The sequence below is a fragment of the Ruegeria sp. A5 genome, assembly GCF_056543005.1.
Map to the genome: position 1 here is coordinate 964,084 of NZ_JBQGAV010000001.1, position 25,190 is coordinate 989,273.

32 protein-coding genes and 1 tRNA gene are annotated in these 25,190 nt (G+C 56.2%); 13 read left to right on the top strand and 20 right to left on the bottom strand.

Translation table 11 applies throughout. The features are described from left to right. Positions 1-157: 157 nt before the first annotated feature. From ccmI to ACR0AY_RS04870, 3 genes are read left to right on the top strand one after another with little or no spacing between them, the layout of a single operon-like run. Positions 158-1,378, top strand: a complete 1,221-nt coding sequence (gene ccmI / locus ACR0AY_RS04860; RefSeq protein WP_480453774.1) for a c-type cytochrome biogenesis protein CcmI — start codon at positions 158-160, stop codon at positions 1,376-1,378. Beyond that, positions 1,375-1,839 (top strand): Holliday junction resolvase RuvX, encoded by a 465-nt coding sequence (gene ruvX, locus ACR0AY_RS04865; protein ID WP_170403288.1) that lies wholly within the window; start codon positions 1,375-1,377, stop codon positions 1,837-1,839. Before ccmI ends, ruvX begins: the two co-directional genes overlap by 4 nt. A 17-nt stretch (positions 1,840-1,856) precedes the next feature. Beyond that, entirely contained in the window at positions 1,857-2,090 is a 234-nt protein-coding gene (locus ACR0AY_RS04870) for a DUF1289 domain-containing protein (protein ID WP_170512846.1), read from the top strand. 9 nt (positions 2,091-2,099) lie between these two features. On the opposite strand, the gene ACR0AY_RS04875 is transcribed toward ACR0AY_RS04870, so the two are convergent. The 5 genes from ACR0AY_RS04875 to dusA all read right to left on the bottom strand — a co-directional run bounded on the left by ACR0AY_RS04875 (position 2,100) and on the right by dusA (position 5,994). After that, entirely contained in the window at positions 2,100-2,300 is a 201-nt protein-coding gene (locus ACR0AY_RS04875; protein ID WP_170512844.1) for a hypothetical protein, read from the bottom strand. Between the two features lie 280 nt (positions 2,301-2,580). Next, positions 2,581-3,309, bottom strand: a complete 729-nt coding sequence (locus ACR0AY_RS04880) for a SpoIIAA family protein (protein ID WP_170422303.1) — start codon at positions 3,307-3,309, stop codon at positions 2,581-2,583. A 36-nt stretch (positions 3,310-3,345) separates the two neighbouring features. After that, a complete protein-coding gene (locus ACR0AY_RS04885; RefSeq protein ID WP_170512842.1) occupies positions 3,346-4,131 on the bottom strand; it encodes a hypothetical protein in 786 nt (261 codons plus the stop codon). Next, the gene (locus ACR0AY_RS04890) at positions 4,125-4,949 is read right to left on the bottom strand and encodes a sulfite exporter TauE/SafE family protein (RefSeq protein WP_170396331.1); all 825 of its coding nucleotides are present in this window, start codon (positions 4,947-4,949) and stop codon (positions 4,125-4,127) included. Before ACR0AY_RS04890 ends, ACR0AY_RS04885 begins: the two co-directional genes overlap by 7 nt. A 28-nt stretch (positions 4,950-4,977) precedes the next feature. Then, positions 4,978-5,994 (bottom strand): tRNA dihydrouridine(20/20a) synthase DusA, encoded by a 1,017-nt coding sequence (dusA, locus tag ACR0AY_RS04895; protein ID WP_170512840.1) that lies wholly within the window; start codon positions 5,992-5,994, stop codon positions 4,978-4,980. A 108-nt stretch (positions 5,995-6,102) separates the two neighbouring features. Between dusA and ACR0AY_RS04900 the strand changes: the two genes are divergently transcribed. Beyond that, entirely contained in the window at positions 6,103-6,366 is a 264-nt protein-coding gene (locus ACR0AY_RS04900) for a pyocin activator PrtN family protein (RefSeq protein ID WP_170512839.1), read from the top strand. 74 nt (positions 6,367-6,440) lie between these two features. Here ACR0AY_RS04900 and ACR0AY_RS04905 read toward each other — a convergent pair whose 3' ends face one another. The 3 genes from ACR0AY_RS04905 to ACR0AY_RS04915 form a co-directional block, all read right to left on the bottom strand. Further along, complete coding sequence (locus ACR0AY_RS04905; protein ID WP_480453778.1) at positions 6,441-8,339, bottom strand: ATP-dependent nuclease; 1,899 nt, start codon at positions 8,337-8,339, stop codon at positions 6,441-6,443. 435 nt (positions 8,340-8,774) lie between these two features. Beyond that, positions 8,775-8,851: transfer RNA gene (locus ACR0AY_RS04910), tRNA-His, on the bottom strand. Between the two features lie 47 nt (positions 8,852-8,898). Next, entirely contained in the window at positions 8,899-9,381 is a 483-nt protein-coding gene (locus ACR0AY_RS04915) for a GNAT family N-acetyltransferase (RefSeq protein ID WP_170512835.1), read from the bottom strand. 78 nt (positions 9,382-9,459) lie between these two features. On the opposite strand from ACR0AY_RS04915, the gene ACR0AY_RS04920 reads away from it, so the two are divergent. Further along, positions 9,460-9,648 (top strand): DUF6324 family protein, encoded by a 189-nt coding sequence (locus tag ACR0AY_RS04920; protein ID WP_170396325.1) that lies wholly within the window; start codon positions 9,460-9,462, stop codon positions 9,646-9,648. On the opposite strand, the gene ACR0AY_RS04925 is transcribed toward ACR0AY_RS04920, so the two are convergent. After that, a complete protein-coding gene (locus ACR0AY_RS04925; RefSeq protein ID WP_170396323.1) occupies positions 9,645-10,076 on the bottom strand; it encodes an MmcB family DNA repair protein in 432 nt (143 codons plus the stop codon). The two genes, ACR0AY_RS04920 and ACR0AY_RS04925, sit on opposite strands and share 4 nt — an antisense overlap. A 105-nt stretch (positions 10,077-10,181) precedes the next feature. On the opposite strand from ACR0AY_RS04925, the gene ACR0AY_RS04930 reads away from it, so the two are divergent. Together ACR0AY_RS04930 and ACR0AY_RS04935 are read left to right on the top strand one after the other, a co-directional pair. After that, positions 10,182-10,502 carry a metalloregulator ArsR/SmtB family transcription factor gene (locus tag ACR0AY_RS04930; RefSeq protein ID WP_170422312.1) on the top strand — a complete coding sequence of 107 codons (321 nt, stop codon included), beginning with the start codon at positions 10,182-10,184 and terminating at the stop codon, positions 10,500-10,502. Continuing rightward, entirely contained in the window at positions 10,499-10,924 is a 426-nt protein-coding gene (locus tag ACR0AY_RS04935; protein ID WP_170512833.1) for an SRPBCC family protein, read from the top strand. Before ACR0AY_RS04930 ends, ACR0AY_RS04935 begins: the two co-directional genes overlap by 4 nt. A 215-nt stretch (positions 10,925-11,139) precedes the next feature. On the opposite strand, the gene ACR0AY_RS04940 is transcribed toward ACR0AY_RS04935, so the two are convergent. Genes ACR0AY_RS04940 through ribB form a run of 4 tightly spaced genes read right to left on the bottom strand, consistent with a single transcriptional unit; the run spans position 11,140 to position 13,659 of the window. Beyond that, positions 11,140-11,445: a hypothetical protein gene (locus tag ACR0AY_RS04940; protein WP_170512831.1), complete on the bottom strand. Its 306-nt coding sequence runs from the start codon at positions 11,443-11,445 to the stop codon at positions 11,140-11,142. Positions 11,446-11,504: 59 nt separating this feature from the next. Next, positions 11,505-11,987, bottom strand: coding sequence for a transcription antitermination factor NusB (gene nusB, locus ACR0AY_RS04945; protein ID WP_170396315.1), 483 nt, complete (start codon positions 11,985-11,987; stop codon positions 11,505-11,507). Beyond that, on the bottom strand, positions 11,984-12,535 hold the full coding sequence (locus ACR0AY_RS04950; RefSeq protein WP_170396313.1) for a 6,7-dimethyl-8-ribityllumazine synthase: 552 nt from the start codon (positions 12,533-12,535) through the stop codon (positions 11,984-11,986). The genes nusB and ACR0AY_RS04950 overlap by 4 nt, the downstream gene beginning before the upstream one ends. Before the next feature lie 2 nt (positions 12,536-12,537). After that, the gene (ribB, locus tag ACR0AY_RS04955) at positions 12,538-13,659 is read right to left on the bottom strand and encodes a 3,4-dihydroxy-2-butanone-4-phosphate synthase (RefSeq protein WP_170422318.1); all 1,122 of its coding nucleotides are present in this window, start codon (positions 13,657-13,659) and stop codon (positions 12,538-12,540) included. 610 nt (positions 13,660-14,269) lie between these two features. On the opposite strand from ribB, the gene ACR0AY_RS04960 reads away from it, so the two are divergent. Continuing rightward, positions 14,270-15,034 carry a phosphatase PAP2 family protein gene (locus ACR0AY_RS04960; RefSeq protein WP_480453781.1) on the top strand — a complete coding sequence of 255 codons (765 nt, stop codon included), beginning with the start codon at positions 14,270-14,272 and terminating at the stop codon, positions 15,032-15,034. Between the two features lie 3 nt (positions 15,035-15,037). On the opposite strand, the gene ACR0AY_RS04965 is transcribed toward ACR0AY_RS04960, so the two are convergent. After that, complete coding sequence (locus ACR0AY_RS04965) at positions 15,038-15,625, bottom strand: riboflavin synthase (protein WP_170512828.1); 588 nt, start codon at positions 15,623-15,625, stop codon at positions 15,038-15,040. Between the two features lie 140 nt (positions 15,626-15,765). Between ACR0AY_RS04965 and ACR0AY_RS04970 the strand changes: the two genes are divergently transcribed. From ACR0AY_RS04970 to ACR0AY_RS04980, 3 genes are all read left to right on the top strand, one after another. Then, entirely contained in the window at positions 15,766-17,064 is a 1,299-nt protein-coding gene (locus tag ACR0AY_RS04970; protein WP_170512826.1) for a capsular biosynthesis protein, read from the top strand. 80 nt (positions 17,065-17,144) lie between these two features. Continuing rightward, entirely contained in the window at positions 17,145-18,278 is a 1,134-nt protein-coding gene (locus ACR0AY_RS04975) for a polysaccharide biosynthesis/export family protein (RefSeq protein ID WP_170396306.1), read from the top strand. Between the two features lie 3 nt (positions 18,279-18,281). After that, positions 18,282-20,279, top strand: coding sequence for a capsular polysaccharide biosynthesis protein (locus tag ACR0AY_RS04980; RefSeq protein ID WP_170512824.1), 1,998 nt, complete (start codon positions 18,282-18,284; stop codon positions 20,277-20,279). Between the two features lie 3 nt (positions 20,280-20,282). Here the strand turns inward: ACR0AY_RS04980 and ribD are convergent, their stop codons facing one another. The 6 genes from ribD to ACR0AY_RS05010 all read right to left on the bottom strand — a co-directional run bounded on the left by ribD (position 20,283) and on the right by ACR0AY_RS05010 (position 23,835). Further along, positions 20,283-21,383, bottom strand: coding sequence for a bifunctional diaminohydroxyphosphoribosylaminopyrimidine deaminase/5-amino-6-(5-phosphoribosylamino)uracil reductase RibD (ribD, locus tag ACR0AY_RS04985; RefSeq protein WP_480453783.1), 1,101 nt, complete (start codon positions 21,381-21,383; stop codon positions 20,283-20,285). Next, complete coding sequence (gene nrdR / locus ACR0AY_RS04990) at positions 21,380-21,850, bottom strand: transcriptional regulator NrdR (RefSeq protein WP_039534475.1); 471 nt, start codon at positions 21,848-21,850, stop codon at positions 21,380-21,382. Before nrdR ends, ribD begins: the two co-directional genes overlap by 4 nt. Positions 21,851-21,969: 119 nt before the next feature. Further along, the gene (locus tag ACR0AY_RS04995) at positions 21,970-22,380 is read right to left on the bottom strand and encodes a secondary thiamine-phosphate synthase enzyme YjbQ (RefSeq protein WP_170512822.1); all 411 of its coding nucleotides are present in this window, start codon (positions 22,378-22,380) and stop codon (positions 21,970-21,972) included. A gap of 6 nt (positions 22,381-22,386) precedes the next feature. Further along, positions 22,387-22,749 (bottom strand): hypothetical protein, encoded by a 363-nt coding sequence (locus tag ACR0AY_RS05000; RefSeq protein ID WP_480453785.1) that lies wholly within the window; start codon positions 22,747-22,749, stop codon positions 22,387-22,389. A 116-nt stretch (positions 22,750-22,865) separates the two neighbouring features. Further along, positions 22,866-23,420: a DUF4166 domain-containing protein gene (locus tag ACR0AY_RS05005; protein WP_170512820.1), complete on the bottom strand. Its 555-nt coding sequence runs from the start codon at positions 23,418-23,420 to the stop codon at positions 22,866-22,868. After that, positions 23,410-23,835 (bottom strand): DCC1-like thiol-disulfide oxidoreductase family protein, encoded by a 426-nt coding sequence (locus tag ACR0AY_RS05010; RefSeq protein WP_170396296.1) that lies wholly within the window; start codon positions 23,833-23,835, stop codon positions 23,410-23,412. Before ACR0AY_RS05010 ends, ACR0AY_RS05005 begins: the two co-directional genes overlap by 11 nt. A 68-nt stretch (positions 23,836-23,903) precedes the next feature. Between ACR0AY_RS05010 and ACR0AY_RS05015 the strand changes: the two genes are divergently transcribed. Both ACR0AY_RS05015 and ACR0AY_RS05020 read left to right on the top strand, forming a co-directional pair. After that, positions 23,904-24,026 (top strand): hypothetical protein, encoded by a 123-nt coding sequence (locus tag ACR0AY_RS05015; RefSeq protein ID WP_255612047.1) that lies wholly within the window; start codon positions 23,904-23,906, stop codon positions 24,024-24,026. 148 nt (positions 24,027-24,174) lie between these two features. After that, a complete protein-coding gene (locus ACR0AY_RS05020; protein ID WP_170512818.1) occupies positions 24,175-25,188 on the top strand; it encodes an AraC family transcriptional regulator in 1,014 nt (337 codons plus the stop codon). Positions 25,189-25,190 lie beyond the last annotated feature (2 nt).

The following is a 25,190-nucleotide window of genomic DNA, read 5'->3' on the forward strand; positions in this document are numbered from 1 at the left end:
GATGATTGGGCGCAGGTATGCCGTGCCCGTACATTTTAACCCTGCCGCGCAACGCCGCAATAATGCACTATTGCGACATGAGCGCCCTTCGCGGCTATTTGTCCCTTTTTTCCATGCGCCGACAGGTCTAAGTCAGGGCAACCATTTTGGAGGGACCATGCCGTTCTGGGTTCTCATCTTCTTGATCGCGCTGCTGATCGCGATTTTTCTGGGTTACACGATGCTTCGCGGTCGTCGCGGCACCGGCCCGACAGCTGCTTATGATCTGCGAGTCTATCGTGAACAGCTAGCAGGCGTTGACAAAGACTTGGCGCGCGGCGTGATCGCGAAAGCTGATGCCGAGCGTGTACGCACGGAAATCTCGCGCCGTATCCTGGCCGCAGACGCGCAGATGCGCAATGAAGACAAAGGCACCGGGCCATCACGCTTGGTTACCATAATTGCGTTCCTCGCCATGGCCGCCGTTCTGGTTGGTGGCGGGTTGGCGATGTATCGCCAGTTGGGTGCTGCCGGTTTCCCTGACATGCCCCTTTCAGTTCGTCTGGAAATGGCAGAAGACCTGCGCGAAAATCGACCCAGCCAGGCTGAGGCCGAGGGCATTGCCACACCGGTCCAGACGCCTCCGCTGGACGAAAGCTATGCATCTTTGCTGAACCGGCTGCGCGAAACAGTGGCCGAACGCCCCGATGATCTGCAAGGCCATACCCTGCTGGCACAGCATGAAACCAACGCGGGGAACTTCAAAGCAGGGTATGAGGCACAAACCCGTGTGATCGAACTGTCGGGTGACAATGCCTCGGCTCAGGCCTATTCGGATCAGGCAGAGATGATGATTTTGGCCGCTGGCGGCTACGTCTCACCGGAAGCGGAAGCCGCCTTGCGACAGGCGCTTGAGCGCAATCAGCGCTTGGGTCCTGCCCGGTATTATTGGGGGCAGATGCTGGCACAGACCGGGCGGCCTGATATGGCTTATCGCGTTTGGGTCGAAACCCTGAATGACGCCCCGGCCGGCGCGCCATGGGCGAATGCCATCCGGTCACAGATCGATGAATTGGCATTCCGCGCAGGCGTGTTCAACACACCCGACTTTTCTGCTGCATCCGGCCCCAGCCAAGACGATGTAAATGCCGCTGCCGAGATGTCGCCAGAAGAACGACAAGAAATGATCCGCGGTATGGTCGATGGCCTTTCGGACCGCCTTGCGACCGAGGGCGGGACACCCGAGGAGTGGGCACGCCTGATTGCCGCCTTGGGCGTGCTGGGCGAAGGCCAACGCGCCATCAAAATCAGGAACGAAGCCAAGGAAGTATTTGCGGGTAACGCCGAAGCGTTGGAGATGATCGACGCTGCCGCGCTGCAGGCCGGAATCGCTCAATGATCCACGACGCGTTCGAAGACTTCGCAGCATCCCTGCCCCCAATGTCAGCCCTGATGGGGCTGGATCTGGGAGAAAAGACCATCGGAGTTTCCGTCTCGGACCGGATGCGCGGCGTGGCCACCCCGCTTGAGACGGTGCGACGCAAGAAATTCACACTGGATTCCGCGCGTTTGATCGAGATTGTGACCGAACGTGAGATCGGCGGCATTATCCTCGGACTGCCGCGCAACATGGATGGCAGCGAAGGGCCGCGCTGCCAGTCAACCCGCGCCTTCGCACGAAACATGACCCGTTTGACCGATCTGCCCATCGGTTTCTGGGACGAACGACTAAGCACCGTTGCGGCAGAAAAAGCACTGCTTGAGGCGGATACGACACGAAAACGTCGCGGACAGGTTATTGATCACGTCGCAGCAGGTTATATTCTGCAAGGCGCGCTGGACAGACTGCGCTTTCTTTGACGGATCGGAAAACGCCCATGACGAATATGGTTTGGAAACGGGACGAGGTCGAAAGCCCTTGCATCCAAATCTGCGTCGTTCACCCGACCGAACGTATCTGCACCGGCTGCTACCGCACCATTGACGAGATCACGCGCTGGTCAAAGATGGACAGCACCGAACGGGCCGAAATCATGCAGGATCTGCCGGAACGCAAACCCCGTCTGGCAAAGCGCCGTGGTGGCCGTGCCGGCCGGCTGCAAGGGTCCTGATCCGCAAGCCTAGTATTTTGGCGTCCGCGTAGGCTTAAGATCACTCAGAGATTCGTGATCCCGCAACTCAGAACCGAACAGTTCAACCAGCTCGTTCTGGGTTGTCGTCTTTGCAGGTCGCGGGCGCAACTCAGCTTCCACCTCGTGGCTTTCAGCCTGTTCGGGAGTGTCCTTCGAAAGAATGCGCTTTAGTACTGAGCGAAAAATCATTGCTCTTCCAATATGTAATAAACGACGCGCCACTGCGGGACCGTTCCGAACACCGAGGGGGAAGAGTCCGGAAGCTGTGTTTGAGTGAGTGGTGGCCCACAGCGACGCGAAACAGCTTGTTGCCTCTCCCTCTAAATCCGGGACAGGTAAGGACTTTTTAAGTTATTTGACCAACCAGTCAATAATAGCGCTAACTTAAAGTTGCATTCCGTAACGTCAACGCAAAAAAGAACAATGCCTATGATTACAAGGCATTGTTTCTGAACCATTTTTAGAGCATTTAGCCAGTCGCAAGCCAGGTTTTTGCATTCTCGTATTCCTCAGCCGGGAAATACTGGGTCCGCGTTCCCAGAACATGGCTGGCCATGCGTTGCGCCATTTTTTGCCATGTCTTGTCACCGACAATCGCTGCACGATCCAGCATCCCAATATGACCAGCCGCCAGTCTGAAATGGGCTGCCATTGCAGTCAGACCCTGCCAACCATCGAACTCGCGCAGATCGATCAACAGGCGAAACCCGTCACGTTCGCGCAACAGCGCATCAAGATCGGTTTGAGCCTGACCGTATTCCTGCGAATCCAGTTTGCCCATCAGGCTGATCTGCACGCAAGGTCCGCCCAGATCCGTCACGTGGATCGCCCCGAGAGATTCGCGCATCCAGCGACGCGCTTCCTCCACCCCATCCATTCCAAAAACGTGCACCGGGCAAGGCAGGATCGGGGCAGCCAGGCGGACGCTTGTTTGCACCCATCCCTGGTCCGCCACAACGCCAATCCGGTCGAATCCGCGCCAATGGCTGAGCCCCAACTTGGTATCAGACCATGCGGCGCCCAGATCGTATCCTTTGAACTCGGACCCAACGATCGCCAGCAGTCGTATGGCGTCGTGCTCTTCCAATGCGGCCTCAATAGCGGGAACAAGCGTGCTCGCGTAATCTGCGCTAGTGACCTCGCCCGAAAGCTCGACCTCAATAAGGGCACCATCTGCATTCGTGTGAACCGTAATCATCGAACCAACTCTCCAAAGCCAAACAATGGCAGGAGGTTACGGGGATTCGAGCCATTGCGCTACACCACCAGGCAACTGAGGGCGGAAATAGGCGATCATCCGTCCATCCGGTCCAGCGCTGGCATTCGGACCCCATGGTGCAACACCATGCAGACAGTGGCGGTGCAACAGATAGGCTTCGCCTGGGCGTGCTGGTAGTTCGAGACGCGGACAGGTCTCGAATACTTCGCGGCGCGCAGCCTGATAGACATCTGTGATATCGGCCTCGCCCAATTCATGCCGCGGCACCTTCTTCATCGCGGACCGAAAAGCATCGCCGAGGATTTTGTGGCTTCCCTCCCACAGCACCATTGGTGCTGCGTCCACACTGGCCTCGGTAAGTGGGATACCCAATATCCAGGCATGAGGTTCATCCACCCGCCGTCGTCGATCAGGGCCAGTTGGCTTCAGCCCGTCCACATGCGCCGCATCTCGCCGCGCACGATACTGCGCCGCAGCCTCGCTTTCGCCACGCCGGGGTTGAGGGTAGCCCGGATATATTACCGACACCTGACCTTTGTGCAGATCAATCGATCCAAACTGCTGGTGCGCCAGTTCGATGGCCGCGCCCGCCAGTGCAGGCGAACCCGCGACCCTGCCCTGCGCATCATTGTCCAGTGCATCAACGCCAATGAACCACGTGCCATCGCAATCGTGCCAAGCTGCATGAGCCGGATCGCTGACGGACGCACGCGCAGTGGGAAGAGCGTGCGCCACCCAATCCGCCAACACTCCTTCATAAGGAAACTTTATCCAACCTAGCTCGTAAAACGTCGCTACCACCCCAACGCCTTTCTCAGCATATTCAGAGCAACCAGGGTAAGGAATACCGCGAAGACCCGCCTGAGCGGCTTCGGATCCATCGCATGCGCCAGCTTAACGCCCCATGGGGCGGTGATCATAGTCATCGCAACGACGATACCGAAAGCCACCAGATTGACCGCGCCAATGGTCAGCGGCGGGCGATGCTCCGGAGCGATGTTGAGAAACAAAAAACCCAGCACCGACGGTACAGCGATGATCACGCCAAAGCCCGCTGCGGTCGCAACCGCCCGGTGGATCGGAGTGTTATAAAGGCTCATGAGCGGAACACCGAAACTGCCCCCGCCAATTCCCATCAGTACCGACAGAAACCCGACCGAAGGCGAAAGCACAGCGCGGCGCAATCCCTTGGGCATTGCATCCCCCAACCGCCACTCGGATTTTCCCAAACCAAGATAGACGCCGATGACCATGCCAAGCATGCCGAACAGCGCCTGCAAAAACTCTGTCCTCAGAGCTGAAGCCACCAGAACACCGATCACCGCACCCACCGCTATGCCTGGCCCCCAGCCGCGCAGGATGCCCCAATCCACCGCGCCTTTCTTGTTATGGCTCAGAACCGACCGGATCGATGTTACAATGATCGTCGCCAGCGAAGTTGCGAGGCATAGCTGCATCAGCTGAGGCCCGCCATATCCAAGTGTCTGAAACGCATAGAAAAACGCGGGCACCAGAACGATTCCACCGCCAACGCCCAAAAGTCCAGCCAACACCCCGGCCAAAGCGCCGATCACAAGCAAAAGGCCCAGCATCTGGGCCAGCAACATCGTCTCGGGCATCATTCCCCCATAGCGGCTCGAAGCCGTCTTAGCCTACCTGTTCCACCTGCGATAGCGCAGCAACAGAGTCCAGAGCCTGCAGGATCACTTCTGGGCCGGCATTCTCGCGCACAGCACCTTCGGAGAGCATCCGCCGCCATCCCCGCGCACCGGGACGCCCCGCGAACAGGCCCAGCATATGCCGCGTGATCTGGTGCAATCGACCACCGTCGACAAGATGCGCCTCGACATAGGGCAGCATATTTTGCACCACTTCAATGGGATCCGCGACGCTGCCCGTTCCAAAGATCAACGGGTCCGCAGCCGCCAGAATATCTGTCGGTTGGTGATAGGCGGCACGACCGATCATGATACCATCAAGCCCAGCCGCCAGATGCTGTTGCGCCTGAGCAAGCGACGTAATGCCACCATTGATCGAGATGTGCATGTCCGAAAAATCAGCCTTCATCCGATGCACCAGATCATAATCCAGTGGCGGGATATCTCTGTTTTCCTTGGGACTTAACCCCTGCAACCAAGCTTTGCGCGCATGGATCGTGACACGTTGGCATCCGGCCTCGCGAATTTGGTCGAGGAATGCAGGTAGCACTTCTGAAGGTTCCTGTTCGTCAACACCGATACGGCATTTCACCGTGACTTCGACCTTCACCGCCTCGCGCATCGCCGCAACGCATTCCGCGACCTTTTCGGGTGCGCGCATCAATACCGCACCGAATGTCCCTGATTGCACACGGTCAGACGGACAGCCACAATTCAAGTTGATCTCGTCATATCCGGCTTCAGCGCCCAGCTTGGCCGCCTGCGCCAATTCCTGCGGGTCAGAACCCCCTAGCTGCAACGCAACCGGGTGCTCCTGAGGATTAAAGTCCAGCAGATGCAGCGCGCCGCCGCGCACCAAAGCAGGCGCTGTGACCATTTCAGTATAAAGCAAGGTCTCAGAACTCAGCAAACGATGCAGAAACCGGCAATTCTTGTCGGTCCAATCCATCATGGGTGCACAACTTAAGGTTGCATTTTTCCATAATTTTTTTCTTTTATTTTCCATGACTTAACACCTTGGAAACCGCTGCCGCTTCAGACTTGCCGGGTTAGTGCAAAATTGGACCGACGGCAATAGGCCGGAAAAGGCAAGAATAAGCGGGAAAAACACCCTATGGATACAAGATTTCTACTACTCGCGCGTTACAACGGGCTACCCATCATACCTCTGGAAAAAGTCAGAGATGACTTCTTTCAACACCTGTCGTTTTCCAAATTTCAAAGAAAAATCAATGACTACCAGATCGCACTGCCAGTAATCCGTACTGAAAAAAGTCAAAAGAGTTTTAAGGGAGTGCATTTGGAAGATTTAGCAGAGTTCTTAGATGACAAGCGCGCAACGGCGCTACGGGAATTCAATCATTTTCACAAACCTTAGGCACGTGTCATCGGCTATGTGAGAACAAATCCAGAATTGTCTTAATGCACATTGCTTGCTCAGTGGGGTATTATTCAACCTAGTTTGTCGACCGCCTCAACGATCTGATCGAAGTACGGAAATGTAGTCCCTTCTGCACGTGCTGCTTCGACAAGGTTCATCACCGCCAAAGGTGTTTTGCATAAGTCCTCGATTGATAGTCCGAGGTCATCGCAGACATCTGCAAACTTTCTTTCGTATTGGTCTTCGCCGATCTGGCCACGTATGTACTTCTCTAGATTGCCATGAAAGGCACTGAATTCGGGGAATACGCCGTCGGGGAAATCTTGTGGTTCTTCAACTCCTGCTATTTGCTGAAGCAACCGATTGGTTTCTGGCTTCCTCTTTCTCTCTGATTTTAGGAAGTCCGAGTCAAATATTGGGTAGGTCGGGATGCCTAGCTGGGAAAACACATAGAGAGGCTTGTCCATTTTGGTTTTGCCGTCGACCGGAACGATAGCTATGCCTTCTGCAACAGCCTCTGTGTTCTTACTGCGATAAACCCCTTCGAGCACCGCCTTGTCCGTCACGCCTTCCACCAAGATTACTTTGTCAGCAAAGAAACCTTCACAGATCTCGCGAGAGAATACGTGCATTTTGGCCTCGAACGCACCCTCTTCCATTGGTTCCTTGTTCAATAGCCTCGCAAAGTACTCGCTAGATTGTGCAAGCGACACGGCGTTGGCTGTGTGAGACGGAGAACCGAAGCCTTCTTTCTTTCGAAGTATTCTTGCCGATTGAAACTTGTGTAGACCAACAAACTTCTCGGAGTGCGTTGTAAAAACAATCTGGAACCTAATTCCTGTGGCCCGGCTATAGCTATCGCAAATAGCATGAAAAGCGTTGGAAATCACAAGTTGCTTGTGGGGATGCTGATAGATTTCAGGCTCTTCGATCAATAACAATATGTCACTCTGAGGCTCATCAAATTCCAAAGGTTGATCTTCTGAAAATGATCTCTCTGCTAAGAACTGGATGATCGCGAAAAGGCTAGCTCGCTGCAAGCCATGACCAACGTTCTCTAAGCCTGTAAGGAAGCCTTGATCTTCAACCCGAATTGTAGGGGACGGGTATTCAACGGCGACACCATCTGTTAGCTGCCAGTCTGCTATTAGTTTAGAATCCTTATAGTAGCGACGTACAGCGGACGTCAGTAGATCGCTGATACCCCCCAACTCTGGCACTCGAGCAGGATCAACAAGTTCAGAAAATTGCCGCTTGGCTGCCTCAACAAACTCCCGCACTTCCGCCTTGTTTTCATATATTTGACGAGAAATCTCCCGTAGCAACGAGATAATTGGGCTCTTCTTGGGGTCTGATGTTTCCTCATTTGCGTCAGCGACTGCTGGCACGAGATGGACAGACATTTTTTTCTTTAGTTTTCCGCTAGCAACGTTGGGTGCGCCAAAAAAACCTCTGCGAAATGCCAACTTAAGTTTTTCTGGGTTGTTAGCCTCCCAATCCAACATCGCTTGATCGGCCGCGTCTGCTGACCGAACTGCCTCCAATCCCTCTGTTTCGGCAACCAGGCTATTGTAGCTGCGAATACGATCCGCCTTGCCGGTATGCGCACGTGCTTCTGCAAACGGCGGGTAGGATTTCGCTAGTGCCTCATAGTGGAGGTTATTGTCATTTTGCTTTGAGAATACCCGTTTGACAGTCAACTTACCTTCATCAACGGCTGTCCCAAATTCTTCCAATTCAGCTGGTACCAAACTGCCAAACTCGACAATGACTTCCACGTCGTCGTCGCCACGGTTGTGATAGTCATCTAAACTCAAACGCGGAGCTGCCTCAAAAAACAACTCCAAAGCCCTTAGCACAGTGGACTTGCCTGCGTTGTTACCTCCAAGCAAGGCAGTAACCTCATCAAATCCGACACTTAGCTCTCTGATCGAACGGAGATTCTTCACAGTAAGTTTTTCAATCCGCACGGAGTAAACTCCCAAAATACTCTATCTAAACGACTGCCGTAAGCGCTCAACACGCCATTAAATTGCAGTTCGAAGCTAGTTTTGAACTACTCACAATGCGACATAGAGACCTTGCTGGCCTTTCTGGCAACTAGGTACGTCTTGGTTCTAAAAGTGGTCTATTTGATCGGCGCGAAGAGAAGCGAATTCACCGGTTCGGTACAACTAAAAGTACATCATCTTCGGCACACACACTATATGTCATTGTTTTTAATTAATTTTTTCGAAAATCCGTCCAATCCATCATCGGTGCAACGGACAGTCTCGCACTTCTACGGATGTCTACAGGTTTCTTATCCGGCATATCTTGCTCATGTCATCGGAACGCAGCTTTCGCCAAGTACCGGGTATACAGAAAGACCTGCAACCGGCAAACCGTTCTTGGGTTTTGGGAGATGGTACCGCCTCCCTGGCTTGAACAGGGGACCTCTGGATCCACAATCCAGCGCTCTAACCAACTGAGCTAAGGCGGCACTTGTGAGGGGCGATTTAGCGAAGGCGTACGGGGATTGCAAGGGGATTAAAGCTGAATTCGCCAGCTTTGTTCGACCAGATCGACACCGAAGGAATGCACCGGCTTGCTGTCGACAAGCTCCCACCCAAACGCACGATACAGCCCGCAAGCGGCGGCGTGACTCTCATGGGTCCACAGCACCATCTGGCGATATCCTGCGTCGCGGGCGAAACCCATGCAGGCAGTCAGTAGCCGCTTGCCCAGCCCCTGTCCACGAGCCTCGGGCAGCAGCAGAAACAACCGCAGCTTGGCGGTTTGATCATCCAGCCTGACACAGAAAATACTACCCAAACGATCCCCGTCGCACTCGGCGATCCAGCCTTGTTCGCAAGTTGGATCATGATCCGCGATGAATTCCGTCAGAATGCGGGCAACCAGCGGGCCGAAACTGTCATCAAACCCCTCGTCGCGGGAATAGAGCAGGTCATGCTGTTCTACCAGCCACGGCGCATCCTCGGCGCGGAAAGGTCTGAGCGTTGCCGTCTCCATGCCCTATCTGACCCCATAGTCGGCTTGATTCTCAACCCATCGCGCGTTAGCACCAAAGCGCATTTCCCGGAGGCGAACATGAGCATCAATACCGAACGCGATATCGAAGCGAACCTGCAGATCGGCCCCACCGATCATGGTATGGTGCGGCTGTTCATTGAAGGTGCCGGAATTGAGATTCCAATGGATTTCGACCCCGAAGAGGCCGAAGAAATCGCCGAGGAAATCCGCGCCGCAGCCCAAGCCGCGCGCGCCATCAAAAGCTAAACCCTGGGGTCACGCAAGGCCTGCAACCGACGTGCAGAATCCATCGCGAATTTCTGAACCATCTTTTTGCGCCGCGCCGGGGCCAGCTTGCTTTCTGGCCCCATACGGATGATTTCGGCATCATAGGCATCAGCGATGATCAAGCCTGTTTCCGCAGGCAGAAGCTCGGTCGGGAAATCCGTATCAACCGCCCAAAAGAATCGGTCACACCAGTCAAGATAGCCCTGCCATTTGGAATCCGACTGATAATCGGCGCGGCTGGATTTACACTCGACCACCCATATCTCACCCTTAGGGCCCAGCCCCATCACATCGACACGCAACCCTCGGGTGGGGACAAATTCTTCAATCGAAACATAGCCGTGGGTCAACAAGTGACGCGAAACACCACGGGCCAGCTTTTGTCCGGGCTGCATAATTAGTGTCATTCCGAGAATGTGAACAATTCATGAACAAAAATCAAGCAGCTTGACATGGTACCATTTGGTATCGCAATAATATGAAACCAAATGGTATCCAATAAGAGGTGCCCGATGAAGACACAGACCCAAAACGCATTTCGCGCTCTGGCGGACCCGACCCGCCGCGACATCGTTCAGATGCTGGCAGCGCAGGATATGACGATCGCTCAACTAACCGAGCGTTTCGACATGACTCGCGCGGCCGTCAAAAAGCATCTGACCGTTTTGTCCGACGGAGGATTGATCACCGTCGAAGCTCGTGGACGCGAACGCATCAATCGCCTTGAACCCAAAGGAATGGCTCCGGTTCTGGACTGGCTCAGCTACTTCGACCGGTTCTGGGATGATCGCCTCGCAAATCTGAAGAAAGCTATCGAAGGGAATAAGAAATGACAGACGCAGTTTTGCAGAAAACAATCTTTCTCCGCGCTACGCCAGAAATCGTTTGGGACTATTTGACTGATCCCGACCGGCTGGCCGAGTGGTTTCACAAACCCGAACGTCCCCTTGCTGATGGACAAAAGCTTGAGATGTTCGGGACGACCAGCGGCGACCTTCTGATTTGGGGTGAAGTGCGTGAAGCGAGACGTCCAGAGTATCTTGAATATACATTCACCATTAAACCGATGGGCGGCGCCGAAAGTGTGGTCAAGTGGACGCTGGAACCCGTCGCCGGCGGCACACGCCTTGGACTGCTGCACGAGGGCTTACCTCAAGGGGCTGACGCCTTTGGCCTGATCCTTTCGCTGGATGACGGATGGGATGAACATTTCGGCAAGATGCGCACCGCATTGCACGAAACTGTTGATGCTTAACCCCTTGTGCGAACCTGCTTCAGGCCCTACTTAGGCCCGTGGCGGGTTCTGCCCTTCTTGTGACAGGTAGCATTCTGGTGGCCTTAAGCAATTCCGAGGGGGCTGGCTCTGTTCAGGTCCTGGCCTGATTACCTGGCGCCCACCTGTACATACAGGTCCTCGGGAATCAAACCGCACGGTTGACTGGTGGTCCCGCCACATATTTACCTAATAAATCAGCGCCCTGCGCGCACTTCCTGTTTGATCGGCGCAGGCCTCAAACCATGAGCAATCGGTGTTCCACCACGTGGTTTGTTCGGCTTCTCAGCCATGCTCATGATCGCATAGGCGAACTGCACACCCGCAAAGACGATCCCGTTCATGAACCAGATCATGGCCAACGCGATCAGACCAATTTCCGAACTGGTGATCAGATGCCGTAGATTGGCCACGTTGAGCGCCAGCAGCACCCCGACAAAGACGGCCGAGATCACAAAGCCCCAGATGACTTGCGTAATGTAGAGACGGACCAGTTTGGGCATGGCGAACCTCCTTGCGCTGTGATGGTGAGTCTAGCGCATGCAGGGTCGCGGTAAAGGCGTCAGAACGCCTCGGGCTGGGCTTCGCGCGCCATGTGATCCAACACAGCGTTCACGAATTTGGGCTCTTTGCCTTCCGGGAAGAACGCACGTGCGACATCGACGAATTCGGTGATCACGACCTTTGGCGGCGTGTCGCTCTGGGTCAACTCAGCCCCGGCCGCGCGAAACACAGCGCGCAGGGTCGGATCGATGCGCGCAATGGGCCATTTGGCGACCAATGCACGATCGGTCATCTGGTCGATGGTGGCCTGATAGTTCACGGCGTCATCCACCAACTTACGGAAGACACTAATATCGCCATCCAGCATCTCATCCCCCTCGTAGACCGCGCCAAACCGATGATCCAGAAACTCATTCACAACCTGTTCAGTCGTCTGGCCCGACTGCTCCATCTGGAACAGCGCCTGCACGGCATAAAGCCGGGCGGCGGATTTCATAAGGCGTTTCTGGTTGGCCGGTTTCGGCGCGTCTGTCTGGGTCATGCTGTCGTGGGTCCGTTGCTGTCGCCCGCCACAAGGATGGACTCGGACGGTGGCTTGAAGCCCACGCCCTTTTTGGAAGAGCCCCACTTACGGCTGAGCGCGATCAGATGCAAGGCCGCAGCCGCCGCTCCACCGCCTTTATTCATCTTTTCGGGGTTTGCACGTACCTCGGCCTGTTCGTCGTTTTCGACAGTCAGGATGCCATTGCCGATCAGCAGGCCCTGCAGGCCCATCAACTGGATTGCACGGCTAGAGTCGTTGCAGACGGTTTCATAATGCGTCGTCTCGCCCCGAATGACACAGCCCAACGCGACATAGCCGTCGTAGTTGCACTGACGGTCGGCCATGGCGATTGTGGTCGGGATTTCCAGCGCACCGGGCACTTCGACCACGTCGCAGGTGCCGCCTGCGGCCTCGATCTCGGCCTTGGCACCAGCGACCATGTTGTCGGCTATGGCACGGTAGAACGGAGCCACCACCAGCAGCAGTTTCACCGGCTTGTCGAAGCTGGGAGTCGGCAGAATGCCATGTTTGTCTTTTTCAGCCATTATCAGTCTTCCTTGAGGATCGAGCGGGTGCCGACGATTGACAGTCCAAACGCGTCGAGCCCCAGATACACGGTTTCAGGCGAGTCTGTCAGCAACACCAGTTCCTGAATACCCATCTTGGACAGGATCTGCGCACCCAGACCGGTTTGCTTGATCGTGCGCGGGCCTTCGTCGTCTGCGGCATACAGCGAATTTCGCGGCTGACGGAAAAGGCAAACGACGCCGCGCCCCTCTTCGGCGATCTTTTCCATCGCGCGGGGCAGCTCTCGTGACGATTTCGGGCCGAGACCCAGAATATCGGGCGCTTCATGCAGGGCGTGGGTCCGCGTCAGGACCGGCTCGGGTGTAGTGATGTCGCCCTTGATCATGACAACGTGTTCGATACCGTGGGTCTGGTCGGTGAAAATCCGCATCTCCCATTCGCCACCGTATTCGGAATTCACTGTCTCGCGCGAAGTTTCAACCACCAGATTGTCGTTACGCGAGCGATAGGCGATCAGATCACTGATCGTGCCGATCTTCATTTCATGCTCTTCGGCGAAGGCGACCAGATCAGGCAGGCGCGCCATTGTGCCATCGGGCTTCATGATCTCGCAGATCACGCCCGAGGGGTTCAGCCCGGCCAGACGCGAGATATCAACGGCGGCTTCGGTATGCCCTGCACGCACCAATACACCGCCCCTTTTGGCGCGCAAGGGGAAGACATGGCCTGGGGTCGCTATGTGAGCCATAGTGTTTTGCTCGTTGATCGCGGTCGCCACCGTTAGTGCGCGATCAGCGGCCGATATTCCCGTCGAAACTCCCTCGCGCGCTTCTATCGACACGGTGAAGGCTGTCTCATGACGCGACGAGTTGTTCACCGCCATCATCGGCAGGCCCAGGCTATCGATCCGTTCCGCTGTCATCGGCAGGCAGATCAACCCGCGCCCATGGGTCGCCATGAAATTGATCGCCTCTGCGTCAGCGAACTCAGCCGCGATCACCAGATCACCCTCATTCTCGCGGTCCTCATGATCCACAAGAATGTACATCCGGCCCTTTCGGGCCTCGTCGATGATTTCTTCGATCGGACTGATCGCCTCGCGCAATTGGGCCTCTACCGGTCCGGGGGTCTCAAAACTCATAGGGCAGCCTTTCGCACAACGGGTTTGAATGGCGGGATAGACCAGAGTGGACGCAAAGACCAGCCTGTAAGCACTGCGAGATAGATTGATATGCCCAGCGCTATAGGGCCAGCGATGAAATCTGGTGCCAACTCAGTTTACCAATCCTATGCGCCAGTTTTGACTTAGGCCTTTTCCGCGCATTGTCGCCAATAGCTGAACCTTTAGGCCGGTTGCGTGAACTTTGTCCACAAATTGCCCCAATTGGGCCCTTGGATCGCCTGATATCCTGGGCACCAGTCATTGTATAATGTCCTAGCTAGACGAGAATTTGAGCCCAGTGTCTAAGACCGCTGATCTGCCCGCTGCAAATTTCGTGCGTTTAAGCGCCCTTCGGCGAAACAGGCTGCTGCTATCACTCATTGCACTGCAGATGGTCTATGCCATTGCCGTTAGCATCTATGTAGGACGGTCATATTGGGATTTTTCGACCTCTTCCCTGATTGTCATCTCAGTTCGTCTGCTTGGTTTCATGTTCGCAAATTTCGTTCTTTGGCGACTTGGCGTTGCCATGTTCGTCGTGCGACCCAAAAAGCCAATTCAATGGATGTTGCAAGATCTGCGATCCAAGATGGCAGATGTTGGAAAAGCGACCGATGCGGTTGTCTGCTTTCTCAGCATCGTCGCTCTTATCCTGACCTATACCTTCCTGAAGAACGAAATACATGCTGTGAACCCGACGCTCTGGGATGAGCAATTTGTGCAATGGGACCGGTTTCTGCACGGCGGCGTCGATCCGTGGACCTTGCTATGGCCCATTTTGGGATCCCCGATCGTAACCACAGCGGTGAATGGCGCCTATCACATCTGGTTTCCCATGATTTACATCGCGGTTTGCGTCGCCTGTCTGGACCGCAGTGACCCGAACCGCAGCACCGTTTTTCTGGTAGCGTTTGCACTGTGCTGGTTTGTAGGCGGCAATGTGATTGCAACCATCTTTGCCTCGGTTGGTCCCGTTTATTACGAACCCTTCAATCTTGGCTCTGACTTCGTTCCGCAGATGGAGCTGTTACGCAAATCACACGAAATCAGCCCGGTCTGGGCGCTGAATGTGCATGAAATGCTGTTGGATGGTTATCGGAATAATGGGCTAGCAGGCGGAATCTCGGCGATGCCCAGCATGCATGTTGCCTCTACTGTGCTGCTGGCGTTCTACGGCTTCAGCTATTCGCGTTGGCTCGGCTGGGCGCTGTCGGTGTTTGCCTTCATCATCTTACTAGGCTCGGTTCACCTCGCCTGGCACTACGCCATCGACGGGTATGTCTCAATCCTGCTGGCTTCATGCTTCTGGTGGCTGTCCAAGAGGCTGACGGCCAAATTTGGACCTTCCACCTGAAAGTCAGGACATCTCGGCCAGTCGCGCGACGTATCGGGCCAGAGTATCGATCTCAAGGTTCACGCGATCACCGACCGAGACGTCACCCCATGTGGTGACCTCTTTGGTGTGAGGGATGAAGTTGATACCAAAGTCACACCCGTCCACATCATTAACCGTCAGCGATGTGCCGTTCAGTGCAACGGACCCTTTCGGAGCGATAAACCGGGCCAGATTGGCAGGCGCCCGCAATGTCACCCGCGTGCTGTCACCCTCGTCTATCACAGAGACCACCTCTGCCACGCCATCCACGTGGCCCGAGACGATGTGCCCTCCCAATTCATCCCCGACTTTCAAGGCACGTTCCAGATTGACGCGCTTGCCCAACTGCCAACTGTCCAGATTGGTTTTCGAAACCGTCTCAGCGCTGATCTGGACATCATACCAGTCATCGCCCAGTGTAATGACGGTCAGACAGACGCCATCGCTTGCGATGGAAGCGCCAATATCAATGCCCGCCGTTTCATAGCTTGTCTTGATCCGTGCCCGCAGGTCTCCCTGCTGGTCCAGTTCGGTAACGGTGCCAATATCGGTGACGATCCCTGTGAACATGTCATTAACCCTCTGAACCTAGCTTCAATAGCCGAGGTAAAGGCACGCAGCTCTACCGGCAAGCCCTGCCTTGCCGTGAAAACGACAAAGAGGCATAATTTTATACAAACGCACCAAAAGTCACCACACGAGCAGACCGCATGATCCCTTTGGCCAACAGCCCTAACCGGCGTGTGTTCCTGTTTCTACAAGGACCGCATGGTCCGTTCTTTAACGCGCTTGGTCGGATGCTGCGGGCTGCGGGTGCTCAGGTCTGGCGGGTCGGCTTCAACGCGGGCGATCAGGCTTTCTGGGGCGACAAATCCAGTTACATTCCATATCGCGGCGCGCCAGATGATTGGCCGGAGACCTTAAGCGAATTGCTCACCCACTATGATGTGACCGATATCGTGCTCTATGGCGACACCCGGCCCGTGCATGCACGCGCAGTTGAGATTGCCAAAGCACGCGGGACCACTGTTCATGTGTTCGAAGAAGGCTACCTGCGCCCTTGGTGGGTGACCTATGAACGAAACGGGTCGAACGGAAACTCACGCCTGATGGAACTGGTTGTGGCGCAGATGCAGACGGCGCTGGAACAGTCCGAAGGGCACGCCCCCCCACCGCCTTCCCATTGGGGCGATATGCGCCAGCACATCTTTTACGGTGCCCTCTATCACTGGTTCGTGCTGTTTCTGAATCGCAGATACCGGAATTTCCGACCCCATCGAGAGCTGCCGGTCTCGAAAGAGTTTCGTCTATACTTCAAACGCCTGACACTGATGCCCATTCACAGGCTACAGCGGGGCTGGGCCACAGCACAGGTCAGGTGGAGCGGTTTTCCCTATCACCTTGTGCTGTTGCAATTGGGGCATGACAGCTCGGTCCAATATCACTCGGATTTTTCCGGTATGTCCGATTTTCTCGAACAAGTGATCGCCGGATTCGCCAAAGGCGCCCCTGCGCATCACCACCTTGTCATCAAGGAACACCCGCTTGAGAACCACCGTGAACCGCTGCGGCTGCGGGCGCGCCAGCTTGCAGCACAGCACGGCATCACAAACCGAATTCACTATGTGCCCGGTGGTAAGCTGGCCAGGTTGCTAGACGATGCAAAATCCGCCGTGACGGTGAATTCCACGGCAGGCCAGCAGGTTCTGTGGCGCGGCATTCCTTTGCGGATTTTTGGGCAGTCGGTTTATGACAAGCCCGAATTCGTATCTCGGCAATCGATTGAGGCATTCTTTGCCCAGCCAGATGCCCCGGGCGGCAAGGCCTATCGGGCTTATCGCCAATTTCTTCTGGAAACCTGCCAAGTCCCCGGGGGGTTCTATTCTCGCCGAGGGCGTCGTCAATTGCTGCGGCGAGCGGCTGATATGATGCTATCGGCTCAGGACCCCTATCAAGGGTTGCTCTCCGATAAAGAGGCCACAACGCCACAGTTGCGCGTTGTTGAATGATCGCGGGCAACCTGCTGCTGGATGTTTCGAAGCGATGCGGGTAACCTTCCCAAAACAAAGACGATTGAGGTAAATCGGCAGTGCAGCGCTTTCCTACCCGATGGATCCGGGGGGTTTCCCTTGTGGCGACCCTTGGCCTGCTGGCAGCATGCCAGCTTCCCAAATCCGGGCCGAACAAAAACGAAATTCTAGCCGGGTCGGTCGAAAACGGGGGTAACGCCTTTGTGGTTGAGGTCGACGACCGTGTTGCGCGGGCCACATCGGTGATCCCGCAATACGGGTTTTCGAAATCCTTCCGCAGCGCGCAAAGCGTCGCATCCGATACTGTACGCCCCGGCGATATTCTGAGCCTCAGCATCTGGGAAAATGTCGAGGATGGGTTGCTAAGTTCCGCAGCCGGTGGCGCCACCGTTCTGGATCAGGTGCAGGTCGACAGCGAAGGTTACATATTTGTCCCTTATGCCGGGCGGCTGCGTGCGGCGGGCAATACGCCCGAACAGCTCCGCACGTTGATTTCCTCGAAGCTGGAAGAACAGACTCCGGATCCGCAAGTCCAAGTGTCGCGTACCCCGGGCGATGGGTCGACCGTTTCTCTGACCGGAACTATCGGCGCGCCGGGAATCTATCCGATTGAGCGACCGACTGGCTCGTTGTCGACCATGCTCGCGCAAGCAGGCGGGGTGGCAGTTGCATCCGATATCGCATTGGTCACTGTGATCAGGGGCAAGCAAAGAGGAACCATCTGGTACGACGATCTGTTCCGCAACCCGGAAACCGATATCGCCCTGCGCGGCGGCGATCGCATTCTGGTCGAACAGGACAGCCGCTCATACATCGCGCTGGGCTCGACCGGAGGACAATCCCGCGTGGCCTTTGAAAGTCAGGACCTATCCGCCCTTGAGGCGCTGGCTCAGGTCGGAGGCTTACAGCCACTATCCTCAGACCCGACAGGTATTTTTGTTCTGCGTGAGGAACGGCAGGATGTGGCGCGCAATGTCATGGGACGTCCCGAGCTACAGGGTGATCAGCGCATGATCTATTTGCTGAACCTGACCGCGCCCAATGGCCTGTTCATCGCCCGCGATTTCGTGATCCGAGACGATGACACGATATACGTCACCGAGGCCCCATATGCACAGTGGAGCAAATCTGTCTCGCTGATTGCTGGAGGTCTGACGCCATTTGCGAATGTGGCGACGCTTACGGGTAACTGATGAATGCTCTCTGAATCGGAGAACACGGCCGGGGGCGAACGCTCCCGGCTTTTTGTTTACAACGGTGGGTTCCTGACACAGTCGCGGCTGCGTCGTATATTGTCTCTGGCCGGGTATGACATCCGGCTTGGACTGCCACAGCCAGACGATCTGGTCGGGGTCTGGGGCAACAGCCCGACAGCCCATCGGGGCATGGGTATCGCGCAGAAACGCGATGTGCCCGTCCTGAGGGTCGAAGACGCGTTCCTGCGGTCTCTGCACCCTGGACGAAGCGGTGAGGCACCCATGGGTCTGTTGTTGGATCGATCGGGTCTGCATTTTGATCCGAGTGTGCCTTCGGATCTGGAAACTCTGTTAGCCACGCATCCGCTGGATGACACCGCCCTGCTGGATCGCGCGCGAGGCGCAATCGCGCGCATCCGAGAGCTGCATCTGAGCAAATACTCGGCCTTTGACCTTGATCTGACGCCTCCCGATCCTGGCTACGTTCTAGTGATCGACCAGACGCAGGGAGATGCTGCCGTCACCGCAAGCAACGGCGACTATGCACGGTTCCGCGAGATGCTGGTCATCGCGCAAGAGGAAAACCCCGGCGCGCGCATCCTCATCAAAAGCCACCCCGAAACCACGGCAGGCCACCGCAAGGGATACTTTTCCGATCAGGATCTGAGTGACAGAATATCGATCCTCGACAGCCCGATAAGTCCATGGTCGCTGCTTGAAGGGGCCATCGGGGTTTACACGCTGTCCTCGCAGATGGGATTTGAGGCGATATTGGCCGGGCACAAACCTCGCGTGTTCGGGCAACCATTCTACGCTGGGTGGGGGCTGACGCAAGATGATGCACCCCTGCTCCGTCGCCAACGGAATCTTACGCGGGCGCAGCTTTTTGCAGCTGCGATGATCTTGTATCCGCGTTGGTACGATCCCTACCATGATCGCCTGTGCGAATTGGAATGCGTGCTCGATACGCTTGAGGCGCAAACCCGGGCCTGGCGGCAGGACCACAAAGGCTGGACCGCCTCCGGGATGCGGGTATGGAAACGCCGCCACCTGCAACGCATTTTCGGCCAGCACCATAAGGTGCGTTTCGTGGCCGAGCAGCCAGAGAACACCAAACAACCCCATATGGTCTGGGCCAGCCGAGCCGGTGAGACGCTGAATGCAACCCGGATTGAGGATGGCTTTTTACGATCCCGCGGGTTGGGCGCGGAGCTGGTTCCACCGCTGTCGCTGGTGACCGATGATATCGGCATCTACTACGATCCAACGCATCCCAGCCGCCTGGAAGAATGGATCACCACGCGCGAAACCTTGCGCCCTGATCAGAGGCTCCGCGCCGAACGGCTGACAGCCCGATTGCTGGCCGAAGGACTAAGCAAGTACAACATCGGCCACCCTGCCCCGGACCTGCCGACTGGCCACCGGATTTTGGTGCCGGGTCAGGTTGAAGATGACGCCTCAATCCGGCTGGGAACGAGCAACATCCGCACCAATCTCGATCTGCTGCGCGCAGCGCGCGAGGCCAATCCCGACTCTGTGTTGATCTACAAACCGCATCCGGATGTTGAGGCTGGGTTGCGCGATGGCAAGATCGAAACCGATCTGGCCGATGTCATTGTAGAAGGCACCGATCCTGCCACCCTGCTTGGACAGGTGGATGAGGTCTGGACTATGACATCTCTGCTGGGGTTCGAGGCTTTGCTGCGTGGCGTCCGGGTCACCACACTCGGCGCTCCGTTCTACGCCGGTTGGGGGCTGACAACGGATCTGGGGGCAGTGCCTGCGCGACGTGGCGCGCGGCCTTCGCTGATGGGATTGGTGCACGCAACGCTGATTGACTACCCCCGCTATCTCGATCCGGTGACGGGACAGACCTGCCCCGTCGAAATCGCGGTCGAGCGGCTTGCGCAGGGTACGCCATCCCCTACCGGACCCGTAAATCGCATTTTGTCCAAATTTCAGGGCGCACTGGCGACGCATGCGCATTGGTGGCGCTGAAGGCTAGTGCGTCACGCGTGCCCAGCGATGTAGGATATCGCCGCCTACGACCCGTGTTTCGATCAGATCAAATCGGGGGGCAGTATCCAGAGTATCAAGCCTCAGTGCCCCGATCGCGGACAGACCTTCGGCCCCGATGGTCAGCCCCGCTGTAAAACCGACCAACTCATCGACCAGATCGCCCTTTAGCAAAGATGCAGCCAATGCTGATCCGCCTTCGCAAAAGACACGCGTCAATCCGGCCTGCCCAAGCTGTTGCAACAGATCAGCCGCATCCACGTGATGACCATCCAGCGCACACGGGATCAGACGGGCACCCAACCCCTCCCACGCACGCGCACGCTCGGGGTCTGGGTGGGGGCCGTGACAGAGCCAGACAGGGATATCGGACGCGGTTCGCGCAAGTTGCCCCATCAAGGGCAGATCCAGATGGCGCGAGACCACCACGCGCACCGGCTGATGCTGCACGCCCAGATCACGAACTGTCAGCGACGGGTCATCGGCGCGCGCTGTCCCTGCCCCAACCATCACCGCATCGTGGCGCGCACGCATCGCATGCACCGCGCGGCGAGCATTTGGACCTGTGATCCACTGACTGTGCCCGGTTTCCGTGGCAATCCGTCCATCAAAGCTGCTGGCCATTTTCAAAGTCACAAACGGGCGGCCTTGCTCGGTTTTCAGGAAAAACCCTGCGTGATCGCGGGCCGCCTGTTCCGCCAGAACGCCGGTGGTGACCTCAATCCCGGCCTCGCGCAACATGGCAAACCCTTGCCCAGCGACCCGAGGATCGCTGTCTTCGATCGCCGAAACCACACGGGCAACACCGGCCTCAATCAATGCCTCGGCACAGGGCGGCGTCTCTCCGTAGTGTGAACAGGGTTCAAGCGAGACATAAGCGGTGGCACCTCGCGCGGCCTCACCCGCCTGCGTCAGAGCGAGAGGTTCTGCATGCGGACGACCCCCGGGCTGCGTCCAGCCGCGACCAACGATGCGTCCATCGCGCACGACGACACACCCGACAGACGGATTCGGCCAGCAGGTGCCTTGGCCGCGCCGCCCCAATGATAGGGCCAGCGCCATATATCGCTCATCTGTATCGCTCACTCATCCGTCGAAGGTTGCGGCGGGCGCAACTCGTGGACAAACTCCTCGAAATCATCGGCCGCCTGGAAATTCTTGTACACACTCGCAAAGCGAACATATGCGACCGTATCAATCCGGGCCAGCGCTTCCATTACAATTTCACCGATTTTATTCGAAGGGATATCGGTTTCCCCCATGCTTTCAAGACGGCGCACGATACCGGAGATCATCTGATCAATCCGATCGGGATCAATGGGCCGCTTCTGCATCGAAATACGGATCGAGCGTTCCAGCTTGTCGCGGTCGAAGTCTTCGCGCTTTCCGTTGGTTTTGATGACGACCAGATCACGCAGTTGCACGCGTTCATAGGTGGTGAACCGTCCGCCGCAGGCCGGGCAGAACCGCCGTCTACGGATCGCGACGTGATCCTCTGCCGGGCGTGAATCTTTGACCTGAGTATCGATATTTCCGCAAAACGGGCAGCGCATCCGCCGTCTCCTCGTCCCTAGCTGGCCACTTTTTGTAAGCGCTGCGGCTTACTTATCCACAACTATAGGACAGCCTCTAGAGTTTGGGTAGTCGGAATTTTCCACCCCAATATAAAGCGTCACCCAAAATGCGCAGCGACCTTTCTTTCATGCGGCGCGTTGCGGTGTTCAAACAGATATATCCCCTGCCATGTGCCCAGCGCAGGCACCCCACCTGATACCGGTATCGACAGCGAAACAGGCATCATCGCGGCCTTGATATGGGCTGGCATGTCGTCCGGCCCCTCATAGGTGTGGCGCAGATAAGCCATCGACGGATGATCCGATTGCGGCACCAGCCGATCAAAGAATGCGCGCAGATCAGTCTGCACCTCGGGGTCGGCGTTTTCCTGAATAAGCAGCGAACAAGAAGTGTGGCGCACAAAGAGCGTCAGCAAACCGTCCGAAACCGGCCTAAGCCAACTGCGCACAGGGGCGGTAATCTCATAGAGCCCCACGCCCTGTGTCTGGATCGAGAATTCTGTCTGCATCGCAGGTCAATTGATAAACGGACGGACGCCGCACCGTGCATTTGCGCCCTGTACCGACATGCTGTCACCCGGCTGGAACCCGGCTGTGACCGAAAAGCTGCCTTTCTGCGGGACATTGGCGGGTTGTTTCAGTGTGAACTGTACCGCCGTCCGGCGTCCCGTTGTCACGCTGGGGCCATAGCCGCGCAGAACGTAGATTTGTTGCTGCCACCCAGCACCCAATTTCCGGCGGGCAAAATCAGCAGCGGCGCACCAATATCCATCAGTATCCTGACGTGTCCTTGGAATGACCTCGAAGTCTGTGCCGCTCATCGGTTCTGTTCGATAACCGTTCGGCGCTGCATCGACAACGCCCGCAGAGCTGGTCATAAGCAGTGCTGCAAATGCGCAAAGTATTGTCTGTTTCATCGTGACCATCTTCCTGTTTCCATGTGAAATATAGACTAGTGCGTCGCCATCGTCAGCAAAGCGAACTAACGATCATGTCAGCTTGACCCACGTGGTTCGTGAACAGGCTCTAACCATCCCTGATAGCGGATCAGGTGTCCCAATCCCGGTGCTGTCGCCGAAATGTCAAAGCGAAACCTCAATTGTACGTCCTCAGCCTCGGTCGATCCGGAACGTGGCAAAAGAAACCCCGGACACGGAATGCCAAACAAAGCGAGGCGGCGGATCTCAATGGTCAGCCCCTTATCAGTTCTCACCGGCTGCAACCATATTGTCAGCCCGCCGATCTGTTCCCGCACCATGCCACACAGCGGATCAAAAGTGATCCGTGAACGCGTTTTGTGGCCTGCGAAATCCCGTTCCCATTGCCAATATGCGCCAGACTTTCGGATCGTAAGGGTGATCGGCAAATCTTCGCCCGCAGGTGGAAATCGCCCGATGCGAAGTGCCAGAGCGACCAAAACGCCTCGGCCACGCTGAATGCTGCATCGACCAGAGTAGCGACCTTCCCCGCTGTGCAAATCCCTGACCAATCCAGGCACAGCTTCATCTATACCCAGCGCCTGCAGGAATGGATCACGATCAGAATCCATCTTGGGCAAACCGCGATCTGAGAGAAGGATCAGGAACTAGGCACTCATCCCGCCGCCCAAATAGCGCATATCTGTTACGGGCAATCATCCGGTACAGCGGGTTCTTCAGAAACCTCGGCAGGTATCGACACAAGGACAATACCCGCCACGGAACATATAATGCACGCATCGCAGCGGCAAATGCGTCGAGATTTTGGTGCACCTTTCCTTTGACGATCACCAAATTGGTTTCAAATTCGTCTGTCGGCAGGTTCAGGAGAGTATAAAGCTGCTGCCCAAGCGGTGACTGCGCAGTTGCAAATAGAAATTTCTGATCTCGATCATGGCGCAACATGAAGTGAAAAAACCCTGAACACAGCACGCATTCACCGTCGAAGACGATCAAATCTGTATCGATGGAAAGATCATCAGCCACGAGAGATCAAGAAATAACAAAAGGTTCCCCGTGATGCTGTCACGTCGAATGCGCCGCAGCAATGCGACATGACTGACCAGAAGAATGAGAGGGGCGTGCCGGGGAACCCGTTGAAACGGCTTGGTGGACCGCTCGCTCAGGCTCTGACCTTTTCCCCAAAAGGCGCTGACCCGACAACACCGGTCATGTAGCTATTGGCCAAGGCTACGGACATGGTCATTTCTGCCATATCTTTGCGAGTTGCGGTCAATTCCTGGGTATCAGCACCGAGGCTGGCGCATTGCCACGGTTTGCCGCTAGGGTAACGGTATTACAGTAACGCGTTTTTTGGGCTGGGTGATGGACGTCGACATTTCACGCATTCAATTGCTGACACGGACCCTTGAGGATCACGCAAGCGCGACCGTGGTGGAACAGGTCCTGAGTGACTGCGCATTGACCCGCCGCGATATTGAACCGCCTGCCAAAAGGTACAGCGCCCACAAAGAAGCGCTGTTTGTCCGACACGCCTGCGATGCACTTGGCGATATCACCTTTGGCGCACGGGCGGGTCTGGAATTCAGTTCTTCTTCCAGCATTACGGCCTATATCAGCAAGTACTCTCGTGATCTGAAGCAGGTGATCGAAAATACGGCGCGGTTTCATGGCATTATCGACCCGGCCCTGGCCTTCAATCTGCGCCTTTCAGGTAACGCTGCCTCGCTTGAGGCCGATTGGAAAGACCCGAGCTTTTCCCGCTATCATCGGCGGACCGAGTTCCTGCTGTTTGGCGCGATCGCCCGGATGCGGGCGTTGACTCAGTTGAATCTGAATCCGATTGAGATACGGTTTCAGCACACAGTTGGGCAACACCAAGCCACCTACCAGAAGATCGGAGGTTTCCCAGTTACCTTCGGGGCCGAACGCTTGGAAATCATCCTGTCGCTGCCCTCGCTGGAAACACCGATCCCAACTTACGACCCTAGCCTGCGCGCGCATTTGGTTGAATTTGGCGAACGCCTGCTGGCCGAAAGACAGTCGCCAAGACAGAAAACCCGAGCACAGATCGAAGGGTTGATCACAGATGCGATGCCGGGGGGAATCGTACAGGTGGACGACGCCGCCTCCCAGCTCGGCCTAAGCCCTCGAACATTGGCTCGCCGCCTGGCTGACGAAGGCACTTCATATCGCGAGATTGTTGAAGATTTACGATGTGACCTGGCGCAGACCTTCATCAAGAACGGTATGCATCTGTCCGAAATCTCGTATTCGCTCGGTTATTCCGATCAGGCTGCGTTTTCCACCGCCTTCAAACGTTGGACGGGTCAGGCCCCGACTGCTTTTCGCAAACGTGTCTCTCATCCGCTTTCATGAAG

Bases quoted from the DNA above. Each gene is read 5' to 3' on its own strand.
- ACR0AY_RS05000 (WP_480453785.1), bottom strand. From the start codon at position 22,749: ATGACCAGCTCTGCGGGCGTTGTCGATGCAGCGCCGAACGGTTATCGA.
- ACR0AY_RS04870 (WP_170512846.1), top strand. From the start codon at position 1,857: ATGACGAATATGGTTTGGAAACGGGACGAGGTCGAAAGCCCTTGCATC.
- ACR0AY_RS05015 (WP_255612047.1), top strand. From the start codon at position 23,904: ATGACTGACCAGAAGAATGAGAGGGGCGTGCCGGGGAACCCGTTGAAA.
- ACR0AY_RS04915 (WP_170512835.1), bottom strand. From the start codon at position 9,381: ATGGAGACGGCAACGCTCAGACCTTTCCGCGCCGAGGATGCGCCGTGG.
- ACR0AY_RS04970 (WP_170512826.1), top strand. From the start codon at position 15,766: ATGATCCCTTTGGCCAACAGCCCTAACCGGCGTGTGTTCCTGTTTCTA.
- ACR0AY_RS04940 (WP_170512831.1), bottom strand. From the start codon at position 11,445: ATGCCCAAACTGGTCCGTCTCTACATTACGCAAGTCATCTGGGGCTTT.
- ACR0AY_RS04965 (WP_170512828.1), bottom strand. From the start codon at position 15,625: ATGTTCACAGGGATCGTCACCGATATTGGCACCGTTACCGAACTGGAC.
- nusB (WP_170396315.1), bottom strand. From the start codon at position 11,987: ATGACCCAGACAGACGCGCCGAAACCGGCCAACCAGAAACGCCTTATG.
- ACR0AY_RS04980 (WP_170512824.1), top strand. From the start codon at position 18,282: ATGCTCTCTGAATCGGAGAACACGGCCGGGGGCGAACGCTCCCGGCTT.
- ACR0AY_RS04935 (WP_170512833.1), top strand. From the start codon at position 10,499: ATGACAGACGCAGTTTTGCAGAAAACAATCTTTCTCCGCGCTACGCCA.
- ACR0AY_RS05005 (WP_170512820.1), bottom strand. From the start codon at position 23,420: ATGGATTCTGATCGTGATCCATTCCTGCAGGCGCTGGGTATAGATGAA.
- ACR0AY_RS04920 (WP_170396325.1), top strand. From the start codon at position 9,460: ATGAGCATCAATACCGAACGCGATATCGAAGCGAACCTGCAGATCGGC.
- ACR0AY_RS04880 (WP_170422303.1), bottom strand. From the start codon at position 3,309: ATGATTACGGTTCACACGAATGCAGATGGTGCCCTTATTGAGGTCGAG.
- ACR0AY_RS04875 (WP_170512844.1), bottom strand. From the start codon at position 2,300: ATGATTTTTCGCTCAGTACTAAAGCGCATTCTTTCGAAGGACACTCCC.
- ruvX (WP_170403288.1), top strand. From the start codon at position 1,375: ATGATCCACGACGCGTTCGAAGACTTCGCAGCATCCCTGCCCCCAATG.
- ACR0AY_RS05020 (WP_170512818.1), top strand. From the start codon at position 24,175: ATGGACGTCGACATTTCACGCATTCAATTGCTGACACGGACCCTTGAG.
- ccmI (WP_480453774.1), top strand. From the start codon at position 158: ATGCCGTTCTGGGTTCTCATCTTCTTGATCGCGCTGCTGATCGCGATT.
- ribB (WP_170422318.1), bottom strand. From the start codon at position 13,659: ATGAGTTTTGAGACCCCCGGACCGGTAGAGGCCCAATTGCGCGAGGCG.
- ACR0AY_RS04890 (WP_170396331.1), bottom strand. From the start codon at position 4,949: ATGCCCGAGACGATGTTGCTGGCCCAGATGCTGGGCCTTTTGCTTGTG.
- ACR0AY_RS04930 (WP_170422312.1), top strand. From the start codon at position 10,182: ATGAAGACACAGACCCAAAACGCATTTCGCGCTCTGGCGGACCCGACC.
- ACR0AY_RS04900 (WP_170512839.1), top strand. From the start codon at position 6,103: ATGGATACAAGATTTCTACTACTCGCGCGTTACAACGGGCTACCCATC.
- ACR0AY_RS04950 (WP_170396313.1), bottom strand. From the start codon at position 12,535: ATGGCTGAAAAAGACAAACATGGCATTCTGCCGACTCCCAGCTTCGAC.
- ACR0AY_RS04995 (WP_170512822.1), bottom strand. From the start codon at position 22,380: ATGCAGACAGAATTCTCGATCCAGACACAGGGCGTGGGGCTCTATGAG.
- ACR0AY_RS04960 (WP_480453781.1), top strand. From the start codon at position 14,270: ATGGCAGATGTTGGAAAAGCGACCGATGCGGTTGTCTGCTTTCTCAGC.
- nrdR (WP_039534475.1), bottom strand. From the start codon at position 21,850: ATGCGCTGCCCGTTTTGCGGAAATATCGATACTCAGGTCAAAGATTCA.
- dusA (WP_170512840.1), bottom strand. From the start codon at position 5,994: ATGGAAAATAAAAGAAAAAAATTATGGAAAAATGCAACCTTAAGTTGT.
- ACR0AY_RS04925 (WP_170396323.1), bottom strand. From the start codon at position 10,076: ATGACACTAATTATGCAGCCCGGACAAAAGCTGGCCCGTGGTGTTTCG.